This window comes from Bacillus sp. A1 (assembly GCF_042296235.1).
GTDB classification, from domain to species: Bacteria; Bacillota; Bacilli; order Bacillales; family Bacillaceae; genus Bacillus; species Bacillus velezensis.
Genome location: NZ_CP141181.1, coordinates 3276492 through 3290130, shown reverse-complemented (window position 1 = coordinate 3290130; position 13639 = coordinate 3276492). Strand labels below are relative to the sequence as shown.

Annotated in this window: 14 protein-coding genes; 12 read left to right on the top strand and 2 right to left on the bottom strand. The window is 49.9% G+C overall.

Going from position 1 to position 13639, the window contains the following annotated elements; translation table 11 throughout:
- The first annotated feature begins 12 nt into the window (after positions 1 to 12).
- The 6 genes from U2H13_RS16230 (at position 13) to U2H13_RS16205 (ending at position 4953) form a co-directional block, all read left to right on the top strand.
- Entirely contained in the window at positions 13 to 720 is a 708-nt protein-coding gene (locus U2H13_RS16230; RefSeq protein WP_014418887.1) for an amino acid ABC transporter permease, read from the top strand.
- The gene (locus tag U2H13_RS16225; protein WP_014418886.1) at positions 717 to 1496 is read left to right on the top strand and encodes an amino acid ABC transporter ATP-binding protein; all 780 of its coding nucleotides are present in this window, start codon (positions 717 to 719) and stop codon (positions 1494 to 1496) included. The genes U2H13_RS16230 and U2H13_RS16225 overlap by 4 nt, the downstream gene beginning before the upstream one ends.
- Positions 1493 to 2500, top strand: coding sequence for an LLM class flavin-dependent oxidoreductase (locus U2H13_RS16220; RefSeq protein ID WP_014418885.1), 1008 nt, complete (start codon positions 1493 to 1495; stop codon positions 2498 to 2500). Before U2H13_RS16225 ends, U2H13_RS16220 begins: the two co-directional genes overlap by 4 nt.
- Before the next feature lie 11 nt (positions 2501 to 2511).
- On the top strand, positions 2512 to 2799 hold the full coding sequence (locus tag U2H13_RS16215; protein ID WP_017418913.1) for a glutaredoxin family protein: 288 nt from the start codon (positions 2512 to 2514) through the stop codon (positions 2797 to 2799).
- Positions 2796 to 4124 (top strand): LLM class flavin-dependent oxidoreductase, encoded by a 1329-nt coding sequence (locus U2H13_RS16210; RefSeq protein ID WP_022553793.1) that lies wholly within the window; start codon positions 2796 to 2798, stop codon positions 4122 to 4124. Before U2H13_RS16215 ends, U2H13_RS16210 begins: the two co-directional genes overlap by 4 nt.
- Before the next feature lie 193 nt (positions 4125 to 4317).
- A complete protein-coding gene (locus U2H13_RS16205; protein WP_012118449.1) occupies positions 4318 to 4953 on the top strand; it encodes an FMN-dependent NADH-azoreductase in 636 nt (211 codons plus the stop codon).
- Between the two features lie 45 nt (positions 4954 to 4998).
- Here U2H13_RS16205 and U2H13_RS16200 read toward each other — a convergent pair whose 3' ends face one another.
- Positions 4999 to 6039: an oxidoreductase gene (locus tag U2H13_RS16200; protein WP_017418915.1), complete on the bottom strand. Its 1041-nt coding sequence runs from the start codon at positions 6037 to 6039 to the stop codon at positions 4999 to 5001.
- A 138-nt stretch (positions 6040 to 6177) separates the two neighbouring features.
- Here U2H13_RS16200 and csoR point away from each other — a divergent pair, with 138 nt between their 5' ends.
- From csoR to U2H13_RS16170, 6 genes are all read left to right on the top strand, one after another.
- Positions 6178 to 6483, top strand: a complete 306-nt coding sequence (gene csoR / locus U2H13_RS16195) for a copper-sensing transcriptional repressor CsoR (RefSeq protein ID WP_003151723.1) — start codon at positions 6178 to 6180, stop codon at positions 6481 to 6483.
- A 75-nt stretch (positions 6484 to 6558) separates the two neighbouring features.
- Entirely contained in the window at positions 6559 to 6765 is a 207-nt protein-coding gene (gene copZ, locus U2H13_RS16190) for a copper chaperone CopZ (protein ID WP_029325836.1), read from the top strand.
- Between the two features lie 83 nt (positions 6766 to 6848).
- Complete coding sequence (locus U2H13_RS16185) at positions 6849 to 9278, top strand: heavy metal translocating P-type ATPase (protein ID WP_017418917.1); 2430 nt, start codon at positions 6849 to 6851, stop codon at positions 9276 to 9278.
- Positions 9279 to 9427: 149 nt separating this feature from the next.
- Positions 9428 to 11539, top strand: coding sequence for a heavy metal translocating P-type ATPase (locus U2H13_RS16180; RefSeq protein ID WP_160216588.1), 2112 nt, complete (start codon positions 9428 to 9430; stop codon positions 11537 to 11539).
- 117 nt (positions 11540 to 11656) lie between these two features.
- Positions 11657 to 12328, top strand: coding sequence for a DsbA family protein (locus U2H13_RS16175; protein WP_012118444.1), 672 nt, complete (start codon positions 11657 to 11659; stop codon positions 12326 to 12328).
- Positions 12318 to 12737 (top strand): disulfide oxidoreductase, encoded by a 420-nt coding sequence (locus U2H13_RS16170; RefSeq protein ID WP_014418879.1) that lies wholly within the window; start codon positions 12318 to 12320, stop codon positions 12735 to 12737. The genes U2H13_RS16175 and U2H13_RS16170 overlap by 11 nt, the downstream gene beginning before the upstream one ends.
- A 33-nt stretch (positions 12738 to 12770) precedes the next feature.
- On the opposite strand, the gene U2H13_RS16165 is transcribed toward U2H13_RS16170, so the two are convergent.
- Entirely contained in the window at positions 12771 to 13571 is an 801-nt protein-coding gene (locus U2H13_RS16165; RefSeq protein WP_007613764.1) for a zinc-dependent metalloprotease, read from the bottom strand.
- Positions 13572 to 13639 lie beyond the last annotated feature (68 nt).

Below are 13639 nucleotides of genomic sequence, written 5' to 3'. Positions count from 1 at the left end.
GGAGGGAGAACAGTGGAGCTGGACATTCCGTTTATCGGCACTGCGATAAAACAAATGGTGAAAACCGTTCCGCTTACATTGGCGATGACGGTCATTCCGATTATCACCGGATTTTTCATAGCTCTCGGCAATATCACGGTGCGTATATTCCGCATCAAATGGCTGCTGGCCTGCTCATCGTTTTACGTGTCTTTTTTCCGCAGCACCCCGGCGATTCTCCATATTATGCTGATTTATTTAGGGATTCCGCTGATTGCCGATCAATTCAGCCGCGCGTTTCATCTCGGCTGGTCGGCCAATCAGATTCCGGTCGCCGTGTTTGTCATCATGGCACTGTCATTAACGGCAGGCGCTTATATGACGGAAATTCTCCGATCCGGGATCATGGCCGTCGATACAGGGCAGGCGGAGGCGGCATATTCAATCGGCCTGACGCGGGGACAGATGATTCGGCGCGTGGTTCTGCCGCAGGCGTTCATGATATCGCTGCCGAACTTCACCAATATAGGCATCGGCTTTTTGCATACCACTTCCATCGCGGCAATTGTTGCAGTGCCTGAAATTACAGGAACGGCGACGATTGCGGCATCCGATAACTATGCGTTTCTGGAAGCATTTATCGGGGCGGCCGTGATTTATTGGGGATTAACGCTGATTCTCGAAGCTGTAAACAGTCTGGCGGAAAAAAGAGCGGCCAGATATCAAGGAGGCGCATTATGATCGAAATCCGAAACATTCAGAAACATTTTGGCAGTCATCACGTGCTAAAGGGGATCAATTTAAGTGTCCGGAAAGGAGAAGTCGTGACCATCATCGGCCCGAGCGGTTCCGGGAAAACCACTTTTCTGCGCTGCCTTAATTTACTTGAGCGGCCGGATGAGGGCGCCATTTCGCTGCACGGTGAAGTCATTAACTGCAAAAAGCCTGCCAAAAAAGACATTCTCAGACTGAGGAAACAGACGGCGATGGTTTTTCAGCAATATCATTTGTTTTCGCATAAAACGGCGATTCAAAATGTCATGGAAGGCCTGACGGTCGCAAGGAAAATGAAAAAAACAGATGCGTACGCCATTGCCGAGCGGGAACTGGCCAAGGTGGGGCTTCAAGATAAATTGCACGCCTATCCGAATCAGCTATCGGGAGGACAGAAGCAGCGGGTCGGAATTGCCCGGGCGCTTGCCATTCATCCTGATGTGATGCTGTTTGACGAACCGACCGCAGCCCTTGATCCGGAGCTTGTCGGCGAGGTGCTCGATGTGATGCTTAACATTGTGCGGACCGGCGCCACCATGATCATTGTCACACATGAAATGGAATTCGCCAGAAGAGTGTCCGACCAAATTGTGTTTATGGATGAAGGAGCAATCGTGGAACAAGGAACGCCTGAGGAAGTCTTTTACAAGACGAAAAAAGAAAGAACGAAGAAGTTCCTCCGCCGCGTGCTGCCTGATTACGGTTATGACATAAAAGAGCGCATAAAGGAGCCTGTCGTATGATTCGTTTAAGCATTTTAGACCAAAGTGTCACCGCGGAAAACCAAACCGCAGAAGAAGCCTTGCGGCAAACGGTGAAATTGGCTCAGGAGGCCGAACAATACGGATATGACCGTTTCTGGGCGGCGGAGCATCATAACAATGAAGAGATAGCAGGATCAGCTCCGGAAATTGTTCTGGGGTATCTTGCCGCAAGCACGAAAAAAATCCGTCTCGCATCCGGCGGGGTGATGCTGCAGCATTACAGTCCTTATAAAGTGGCGGAGCAGTTCCGGGTTCTGTCCGCCCTTGCTCCCGGCCGTGTGGCGCTCGGTGTCGGCAAAGCGCCCGGCGGATTTCAGCTGTCAACCGATGCGCTGCAGCGGGAGCTTATTCAGCCCGCCCGTTTATTTGAAGAAAAGCTTGAGGAGCTGACTCATTTCATCCGAAATGATTTTCCGGACTCGCACCGCTACGCGTCATTGCGGCCGGCGCCGCATACTGAGTATGCGCCTGACCTCTTTTTGCTCGGCGGCAGCGCGGAAAGCGCGATATCCGCGGCCAAACTCGGCATTTCCTTCGTTTTCGCCTATTTCATAAACGGTGAAGAGGCTGCGTTAGAAAAAGCGCGCCACGCCTTTGACGAGCATCTGCCGAAAGGGTCGAAGGCGGAATTTCACCTTGCGCCGATGGTATTTACCGCGCATACAAAAGCAGAAGCGGAAAAACACGTGGTATCGCGTGAGTCGGTCAAAATCATTCTCGAAGACGGCAAAAAGGTGAATGTCGGTTCCCGGGAACAAGCGGCAGCGTTTCTTGAACAAGTCACGCAGCCATATAAGCTGATTACACAAAAGACGGGTGTGATTGCCGGGACAAAAGAAGAGGCCGCCGCCGAGCTGCGACGATTATCCGTTCAATACAGCATTACTGATTTTGTGATTTTGTCGCCTATCAAAAACGCTGAGGAAAAACGATTGTCTTACCGGCTGTTAAGCGAAGCGGTGCAGCCGGCCCCACAATTATAGGAGGGATGAACATGAGTCATGAAGTAAACGTAGTGGTCTGGAGCAAACAGGGCTGCTCCTATTGCGATGAAGTGAAAGGATATTTGCGGGAAAAAGCCGTTGCATACGAAACAATTGATGTGACAGAGCGGGATGAATTACGTGACGTGCTGCAGGCGAAGTACGGCATCCGTCATGTCCCCGTCGTTGAAATCGGCAGCGGTGACAGTCGTGTGTATCAGGCCGTTACTCAAGTCGGCATTGAACATGTAGAACGGGCGCTTGCCGATTACGAGGGGAAAAAGGGGGAGAGAAAATGAACCGGACGGATCTTATTCAATTCGGAGCCATGATTCACGGTGTCGGCGGCACAACGGACGGCTGGCGTCATCCCGACGCCGATCCGACAGCAAGCACGAATGCGGCGTTTTACAGGCAAAAAGCGCAGACTGCTGAAAGAGGGCTGTTCAGCTTTGCTTTTATTGCGGACGGCTTGTTCATTTCTGAAAAGTCCATCCCGCACTTCTTAAATCGGTTTGAGCCGATCACTATTTTATCGGCGCTTGCCGCATCTACAACCCATCTTGGTTTAATCGGCACATTTTCCACATCGTTCACTGAGCCGTTCACCATCGCAAGACAGCTGATGTCTCTTGACCATATCAGCGGCGGCCGGGCTGGCTGGAATCTCGTCACCTCTCCGCAGGCGGGAGCCGCGCGCAATCACAGCAAAGAAAGCCTTCCCGACCACAGCCGGCGCTATGCCATCGCCCAGGAACATGTGGACGTGGTGCGCGGTCTGTGGAATTCCTGGGAAGAAGATGCCTTCGTCCGCAACAAAGAAACCGGGCAGTTTTTTGACCCTGACAAACTGCATCGCCTGTATCACAAAGGCGAGTATTTTCAAGTGGAGGGCCCGCTGAATATCGGCCGGTCCAAACAGGGAGAGCCGGTCGTTTTCCAAGCGGGGTCTTCAGAAACCGGCCGGTCGTTTGCCGCGAGGAATGCAGATGCAGTCTTTACGCACTCCAATTCACTTGAGGAAACGAAAGCTTTTTATGATGATGTGAAGAAGCGGGCGGCGGATTACGGCCGGGACGCTTCCAAGCTGCGGATCTTTCCGGGAATCAGTCCGATTATAGCCGGTTCACAAGAAGAAGCGGAAGCGAAATACCAAGAATTTGCCGAGCTCATTCCGATAGAGAACGCTGTTAAATATGTGGCCAGATTCTTTGACGATTATGATCTGAGCCGTTTTCCGCTGGATGAGCCGTTTCCTGATTTGGGCGACGTCGGGAAAAACGCGTTTCAAAGCACGACAGACCGTATCAAAAGAGAGGCGAAAGCCCGGAATCTTACGCTGCGTCAAGTGGCGCGCGAAGCCGCGTTTCCGCGAACCCATTTTATCGGCACACCGGAACGTGTGGCATCATTAATTGCAACATGGTTTCAGCGGGAAGCGGCGGACGGATTTATTATTCATTCTGACATTCCGGGCATGCTTGAAGCCTTTGTGGATCAAGTCATACCGATCCTTCAGGAAAAGGGGCTGTACCGAAAAAGCTATCCGGCCGATACACTGCGGGGGAATCTCGGATTGGATATTCCGGCCTGCAGACCCAATCCGATTTTGAGCAGAAACTGAGGTTTCTGCTTTTTCTGCTGCTTGCCATTCCCGTCATTACAGCCTTTTCAAAAAAATATACTGATTTCGAGATATTATTGTTGCTAAATGATTTTTTTGTAACTATAATTATTACAGAACTGATCAGTATAAAAAAACATTCATATTTCATAATAAATGTGTGTGTAATCTGAAAACGAAAGGGCTGTTTATAATGGCAAAAGTACTTTATATCACTGCTCATCCTCATGATGAAAAGACATCTTACAGCATGGCGACAGGAAAAGCGTTTATCGATTCTTATAAAGAATCAAACCCGAATGATGAGGTTGTACATATCGACCTTTACAAAGAGAACATTCCTCATATCGACGCGGATGTATTCAGCGGCTGGGGAAAACTTCAATCCGGCACAGGTTTTGAAGAGCTTTCTGAAAACGAAAAGGCGAAAGTCGGCCGTCTGAACGAGCTGAGCGATCAATTCGCGGCAGCTGACAAATACGTATTCGTCACACCGCTTTGGAACTTCTCATTCCCGCCGGTTATGAAAGCGTACCTTGATTCCGTTGCTGTAGCCGGAAAATCATTCAAATATACAGAGCAAGGCCCGATCGGTCTGTTGACAGACAAAAAAGCGCTCCACATTCAGGCGCGCGGAGGCTATTACTCTGAAGGACCGGCGGCTGACATGGAAATGGGCCACCGTTACATCGGCATCATGATGAACTTCTTCGGCGTTCCTTCTTTCGACGGATTAATCGTTGAAGGCCATAATGCTGAACCGAATAAAGCACAGCAAATTAAAGAAGATGCGATTGCCCGCGCGAAAGAAGCCGGAAAATCATTCTGATCTTAAAAAAACCTCCCAGCTGACACGGCTGGGAGGTTTTTCATATTAAAGGGCAATCGTCCGTTTTTGTTCGCTGCTTTTCATCGCCGCTTCAATAACACGGATGACATCGATGCCTTCTTTTGCCGTAACGGGAAGCGGTTTTCCGTTTAAGATGCTGTCTGCCAGCAGTTTGTAGTACGTAAGGTAAGAGCCGTTCTCAGAGGGGATTGTTTCTGTATGCCGTTTTTCATCCGCTGCGGTTGTCAGCTCTCCGAAGTTGTCAGGATCATCGGCGCCCCAGCTCTCGTCAACCGGCTTTTTGCCCGCTGAAAGCGCATCTTCCTGTCCATCCATTCCGTATTTGATAAAGCTTGCATTCCGTCCGTGAATCTGATAGCGCGGGCCGCTTGCCGCATTCATGGAGCCGGATTGAAGGATGACCTGAAGCTTGCCGTAATGGAGCGCGGCCAGAAAATTATCAACGGTTTCGCTGTTGTCCCGCTGCTTCATCACATGTGCGGTGACGGATTCCGGCATTCCGAAAAGCAGAAGTGTCTGGTCAATAATATGTGAACCGAGATCATACAGCGTTCCCGTGGCGGGTCCGTTCTTTTCGCGCCATTTTTCCTGTACAACCGGGTTGTATAGATCGTAGCTGACTTGATATGTATGAATGTCTTGAAGCGCCCCGTCCCGAATCAGCTTTTGTATTGTTAAAAAGTCATTGTCCCACCGCCGGTTGTGATACACGCTCAGTAAGACGCCTTTATCTTCAGCCGTTCTTCTCAGTTCCTCCGCTTCTGCTGAAGTCGCCGTCATCGGTTTTTCCACGACGGTGTGTTTTCCCGCCAGGAGACATTTCATCGCTGATTCATAATGCATTCCGCTCGGTGTCGTGACGATGACGAGGTCAATGTCAGGATCACCGGTAATGTCTTCAATCGCGCGCACGGCTTCAGCCCCCGGCAGATCACGTTTGACCTCCTCCGTTCTGGACGTCATGACTTTTTTGATCTGATAATCATCAAGGACGTCCAAAAGCGGCGCATGAAAAACTTTACCCGACAAACCATATCCCAATATGCCAACCTGTATCGTTTTCAATGAATTTCCCCCTCTTGATATGTGATAACATTATATACCCCGCGGGAGTACTGGTAAAACTTGTTTGTTGAAAATTTTTTACACCGGATTTTCAAGTCTGTATAATGAAGATAACGAAGAAAAAAACCGAGGTGGAAAATGGACAAACATACCGAGCATCAATCGTTAAATCATAAAAGCGCCAAAGAAAAAGACCAGATCCTGAACCGGCTGAAACGGATTGAAGGCCAGGTCAGGGGCATTCAGAATATGGTGGATAACGAACGATACTGCGTGGATATTCTCGTGCAGATTTCAGCCGTACAGGCAGCCATGCAGAAAGTCGCGTTTCATCTGCTGGAAGATCACGCCCATCACTGCGTAGCCGGCGCCATTGAGAGCGGAAACGGGGAGCAGGCGATTGCCGAGCTGCTTGACGTTGTGAAAAAAATCGCAAAATCGTAAAATAAAATGTTTTGAAATACCCTACAGGGGTATGGTAACATGAAGAAGAAAAAACAAGACGTGGAGGGAATCATCATGGAACAAAAAACACTGCAAGTCGAAGGCATGTCCTGTCAGCACTGCGTCAAAGCTGTAGAGACCGGAGTAGGAGAACTGAACGGAGTGGCGGCGGTTCAGGTGAAATTGGAAGCCGGACAGGTGGATGTGACGTTTGATGAGAACAAAGTCTCCGTATCAGATATAAAAGACGCGATTGAAGATCAAGGTTATGACGTCGTATAGGATTTATCGCGCTGCGGAAACGGGCGCGGTTTTCTTTTATCATAATTATACCCCCCTGGGGTTTATGAAGAGAGATGAGGACATTGAGTGAACCGAAAGAAATGACCATTCAAGTGGGGGGCATGACATGCGCCGCCTGCGCTTCAAGAATTGAAAAAGGGCTGAAACGGATGGACGGCGTCAATGACGCTTCCGTCAATCTTGCGCTTGAGACTTCAAACATTTCCTATCACCCTGACAAAATCGAAGCAAGCGCCATAAAAGAAAAAATTGAAAAACTCGGCTATCACGTCGTGACGGAAAAAGCCGAGTTTCAGATTGAAGGCATGACGTGCGCCGCTTGCGCCAACCGGATTGAAAAGCGCCTGAACAAAATAGGGGGAGTTGACAGCGCACCGGTGAATTTCGCACTGGAAACAGTCACCGTTGAATACAATCCGAAAGAGGTGACACCGAAAGAGCTGAAAGAGACCGTGGCAAAACTCGGCTACAGATTAGACGAGAAGAAAGCGGTTGATGGAGACGGCGGATTATCCCAAAAGGAGAAAGAGCAGCGAAAACAGCTGATCAGGCTGATATTTTCTGCCGTTCTCTCCTTTCCGCTTCTATGGTCGATGGTCAGCCATTTTTCTTTTACTTCTTTTATCTGGATGCCGGATATCCTGATGAATCCGTGGCTGCAATTCGCGCTTGCCACCCCGGTGCAGCTCGTCATCGGTTGGCCTTTTTATATGGGGGCGTACAAGGCGCTGAGAAACAAAAGCGCCAATATGGATGTTCTCGTTGCGCTCGGAACGACGGCCGCTTACGCATACAGCCTGTACATGACGATTGCGTCTCTCGGACGAGACGGACATGTTGAGGGGCTTTATTATGAAACGAGCGCCATTTTGCTGACTTTGATTTTGCTTGGAAAGCTTTTAGAGATGAAAGCGAAAGGCCGCTCATCAGAAGCGATTAAAAAGTTAATGAAGCTTCAGGCGAAGACGGCGGCGGTTGAGCGGGACGGCAAAGTACAGGTGATTCCGATTGATGAGGTCCGGACGGGGGACATCGTATACGTGAAACCGGGAGAACGCGTCCCTGTCGATGGCGAAGTGATTGAAGGCCATTCCGCAATTGATGAATCGATGATTACGGGAGAGAGCATGCCTGTCGATAAGTCTCCCGAAAGCAGTGTCACCGGTGCGACGATCAATGCAAACGGCTTTCTCAAAATCAGAGCGGTGAATGTCGGGAAAGATACCGCGCTTGCACACATTATTAAAATCGTGGAAGAAGCCCAAGGATCAAAAGCCCCCATTCAGCGGCTCGCGGATCACATTTCAGGCATTTTCGTCCCGATTGTGCTGGGGCTGGCCGTGCTGACTTTTCTCATTTGGTATGTATGGGCCGCGCCGGGACAGTTTTCTGAAGCGATCGGCAAATTCATCGCCGTGCTTGTCATTGCCTGTCCGTGCGCACTCGGGCTCGCCACACCGACGAGCATTATGGCGGGCTCGGGCCGCGCAGCTGAATTCGGCATTCTTTTTAAAGGCGGAGAGCATTTAGAAAAAACACAGCGTCTGACGACAATCGTACTGGATAAAACAGGAACGGTGACAAACGGCAGACCTGTTCTGACAGACGCCGTGCCGGCAGCGGGAATGAACGAAGAGGAACTCCTGCGGCTGGCGGCGGCCGCCGAAACGGGATCAGAGCACCCGCTTGGAGAAGCCATCGTGTCAGGAGCCGAAAAACGGGGGATTGCCATCCCGAAAATCACCCGGTTCCAAGCCCGGATCGGTTCCGGAATCTATGCAGAGGCTGACGGCAGAACGATTCTAGCCGGATCAAGACGGCTTATGGAATCAGAACACATTGAACATGAGGCGCTGCTTCCGCAAATGGCCCGCTTGGAGGCGGAAGGAAAAACGGTGATGCTTATTGCGGCAGACGGCAAAGCGGCGGGGCTTATCGCAGTCGCCGATACAATCAAAGAAACATCTCCGGCCGCGGTGAAACGCCTGAATGATATGGGGCTTGACGTCATCATGATGACCGGTGACAACAAAAAGACCGCAGAAGCCATTGCAAAAGCCGCGGGCATCGGCAGCGTGATCGCCGAAGTGCTTCCCGAACAAAAGGCGGCGGAAATTTCCCGGCTGCAAAAAGAAGGCCGGCGCGTGGCGATGGTCGGTGACGGCATCAATGATGCTCCGGCGCTGGCTGTGGCCGATATCGGAATGGCCATCGGCACCGGCACAGATATCGCAATGGAAGCGGCGGATATTACGCTGATCCGCGGTGACCTGAACGGCATTGCCGACGCCATCGGCATGAGCAGGCTGACCATGAGAAACATCAAGCAGAATTTAGGCTGGGCATTGGGATACAACAGCATCGGCATTCCGATTGCGGCATCCGGCTTTCTGGCCCCGTGGGTGGCAGGCGCTGCCATGGCGTTCAGCTCAGTATCGGTCGTGCTTAATGCTTTGCGTTTACAGAAGGTGAAAAAAGACAAAATGGGCTGATGCCTGTTTTGTCTTTTTTATTGACACTTTATTCAAAGCCTGCATATAATAGAGAAAACACATATATGAGTATATGTTCATATATATAAATTCGTTTAGCTGTATTGATGTTATGGGAATCCTATTACGGAAAGTAGGGTGAGTCGAAAATGAAAGCAGCCAAAGGTGAATTTGTTTTAGACGGACTTGATTGCAGCAACTGTGCAAAAAAAATAGAAAACGGCGTAAAAGCCATTGATGGCATAGACGGCTGTGCTGTCAATTTTGCGGCAAGCACCATCACGGTCTCAGCCGGCGGCAAAAACGAGCAATGGATGAAAGACGAAGTCGCGAAAAAAGTAAAGTCCATTGATCCTCATGTGACCGTCCGTGCGAAACATGAAGATAAACCCGGCGAGGATGAATACCGCAAAAAGCTGCACCTGATGTTAGTGAGGCTGGCAGCGGGAGCCGTTTTGGCCGTCATCGCTTACTTCGCGCACACGGGCGCCGTCCTTGAGTTTCTGCTCTTTTTTGCTTCATATTTGATCATCGGCGGCGATATCGTAGCCAGAGCGGGAAAAAACATTGTCCGCGGCCAGGTATTTGATGAGCATTTTCTGATGGCGCTTGCCACGATCGGCGCATTTGTGATTCATCAGTATCCGGAAGGCGTCGCGGTCATGCTGTTTTACCAAATCGGTGAATTGTTTCAGGGAGCGGCCGTCAGCCGATCCAGAAAATCGATCAGCGCGTTATTGGACATCCGTCCTGAGTACGCCAATGTGAAAACGGAAAACGGCATGACTGCCGTTCCGCCGCAGGACGTCAAAGTCGGACAGGTCATCGTCGTGAATCCCGGAGAACGGATTCCGCTGGACGGAAAGGTGCTGAGCGGTTCTTCGATGGTTGATACATCCGCTTTAACGGGCGAATCCGTGCCGAGAAAAGCGGAGCCGGGGCAAGATGTGATGGCCGGATTTATGAATCAGAACGGCGTGCTTCATATTGAAACCTCTAAAGGATATGAAGACTCTGCCGTGTCAAAAATATTGGATCTGGTCGAAAATGCGGCCGGACGTAAAGCGAAAACGGAAAACTTTATTACGAAGTTTGCCAAGTATTATACACCGGCCGTTGTCATTGTTGCGGTGCTTCTCGCCTTTTTACCGCCGCTTCTCGTGCCTTCAGCCGCGCTATCCGACTGGGTGTACCGCGCGCTGATTTTCCTTGTGATTTCTTGTCCGTGCGCACTCGTCGTCTCCATTCCGCTCGGGTTTTTCGGCGGTATCGGGGCTGCGTCTAAAGCAGGGGTGCTCGTGAAAGGCAGCAACTATTTAGAAGCGCTCAATCAGGTGGCATACGCCGTGTTTGATAAAACGGGAACCTTAACGAAAGGCAATTTCGCCGTTACTGATATCAAGCCGGCGGCGGGATTTACGAAAGACAGCCTGCTTCATGCGGCCGCGCTCGCAGAAGTCCATTCCAATCATCCGATTGCTTCTTCCATCCGTGAAGCTTACAATCAACCGCTCGCGGCAGACGAGATTGAAGAATATGAAGAAATACCCGGACACGGCATTCGGGTGAAAACCGGCGGATCAACGATTTTGGCCGGAAATCAAAAACTGATGGCAAAAGAACAAATCGCTTCGGGCACAGCTGAAAACAACGGAACCGTCGTCTATGTCGCCGTTGATCAGCGGTATGCGGGGGCGATCGTGATCGCCGACGAAATCAAAGAGGACGCCAAACAGGCCATTGCCAATTTAAAAGCGCTCGGCGTGAAGCGGACAGTGATGCTGACGGGTGATTCAAAGCAGACCGGAGAAGCTGTCGGCCGAGAGCTCGGTATTGATGACGTGTACACAGAGCTTTTGCCGGGTGACAAGGTAGACCGCGTCGAAGAACTTGAAGCGGCGCTTGCACCGAATGAAAAACTGATGTTTGTCGGCGACGGGATTAATGATACGCCTGTGCTTGCCAGAGCTGACATCGGAGCTGCCATGGGGGCTCTCGGCTCTGATGCCGCCGTCGAAGCGGCCGATGTCGTCCTGATGACAGACCAGCCGTCAAAAGCAGCCGAAGCCATCCGGATTGCACGCCGCACACGCCGGATCGTCTGGCAGAACATCGGATTTGCTTTAGGCGTAAAAATCATTTTTCTCCTGCTTGGCGCATTCGGATTTGCCACCATGTGGGAAGCGGTCTTTTCAGATGTAGGCGTCACGCTGATCGCCGTTGCCAACGCGATGCGCGTCATGAGAGTGAAAGCGGAATAATTGTCAAAGATAATTCGTTTTTCAGGGTTTTCTTAAACAAGGTTGTCTTGGTAAAATAGAGAAGCGGGCCATCCGGCATCCGCTTCTTTTTTATTTTAAAAACAATGAGGTGTCTGAGTGAAAAAGAAACAATCGTCTGCGAAATTTGCGGTGATACTGACGTTAATCGTTGTCGTTTTATTTGCGGCCATCGTAATTATTAACAACCAAACGGAAAAAGCGGGCGAAACAGTCGCCGAACAGCCTTCCATTAAAGGACAGCCCGTGCTCGGCAAAGACAGCGCGCCAGTTACGGTAGTTGAATTCGGAGATTACAAATGTCCGTCATGCAAAGTATTTAACAGCGATATCTTTCCGAAAATCAAAAAAGATTTTATCGATAAAGGCGACGTGAAATTTTCATTTGTGAACGTCATGTACCACGGAAGCGGCTCGCGTCTGGCGGCTCTTGCTTCAGAAGAGGTGTGGAAAGAAGACCCGGCATCATTCTGGGCTTTCCATGAAAAGCTGTTTGAACAGCAGCCGTCAAGCGAACAGGAATGGGTCACGCCTGCATTGCTTGAAAAAACGGTCAAAAGCACCGCGAAAAAGGTTGATCCTGACAAGCTGAAGGAAAACCTTGATAAAGAAACCTTTGCAAAAGAGCTGAAAGCTGACACTGACCTGAATGATAAATTAAACATTACGGCGACACCGACGATTTATGTAAATGACAAGGTGATTAATGACTTCTCTAAATATGATGAGATTTCAAAAACGATTAAGAAAGAGCTGAAAAATGAAAAATAGAATCGTGTTTTTATATGCTTCTTGGGTGATAGCTCTTGCTGCCATGCTCGTCAGCCTTTATTTCAGCGAGATCAGAAAATTCATACCGTGCGAGCTGTGCTGGTATCAAAGAATTCTCATGTACCCGCTTGTCCTGATTTTAGGAATCGCCACCTTCCAGGGTGACACGCGCGTGAAAAAATATGTGCTGCCGATGGCCGTCATCGGCGCATTTATATCGACCATGCATTACCTTGAGCAGAAGGTGCCCGGTTTCAGCGGCATCAAGCCGTGTGTCTACGGCGTGCCTTGCTCATCTGAATATATTAACTGGTTCGGTTTCATTACCATTCCTTTCTTGGCATTGACGGCATTTATTCTCATTATTATCTGCATGTGTTTTGTCAAAACGGAACGCACGGCAAAATAAAGAGCCTGCTCCATGGGAGCGGCTCTTTTTCTATTATTTGTACCAAGCTTTATTTGTCGCAATCTGTCTGTTATGGGAGCTGTCCCAAATATCCACGGAATAGGCATAATCATAATTCATGACGCAGCGGATGCCGCTGCCTTGGGCGTCATGCTGAAGTCCGAAGTTATGGGAAAACTCGTGCTGTGCCGCTTTCGCCGTGTTGGCCGTTCCTTGATCAAGGTTCACGCTGAAAGCCGGGCCGCTCGGTTTGCCGTTATATACATACGCGATACCGCCGGCGTCAAAACTTGATTTTGCGGTAAAACCGACGACAAAATGATAATTTTGATTTCTGAAGCTGCCTTGGAGATTCGATAAAATCTGAGAACTGTTTGAGCCGGAGGAATTCCAAGCCTGCACGGCCTGTACGACGAAATCAATGTTGTGATCACGGTTAAAAGCGACATCCGCCTGCTCCACGATCTGGACGATTCGCGTTTGCCAGTCGCTGTATTTGGCGCGGTATTCAGCGTCCGCCACCGCCAGCACTCTGACCTTCTGGCTGCCCGTACCGGCTTTAGTTGAGGCTTTATCCTGACTGACATTGGCATTAAATCGTTTCGTGCCGACCTGCTTGCCGTTTTCATCCAGAATTTTTGTGTCAACCGTCTGTTCAACTTGGACCGGGCCCTTCAGATCTTTAAAATGATCGGCTTTCGGAAGCGGGTCCGTATACACCGTTTTTGCCGGCTCCGCATGAGTGTGCGAATGTGTATGGCTTTCGGCTGACGGCAGGCCGGGAATTAATCCGGCGGCCAATAAAACAGGAAAAACAAGTGAACTGATTTTCATCTCATAACCCCCTTTTTGTTAGAGAAAGTATTCAATGAAACTTCTAATAAACCTTCCATTAAAGTATA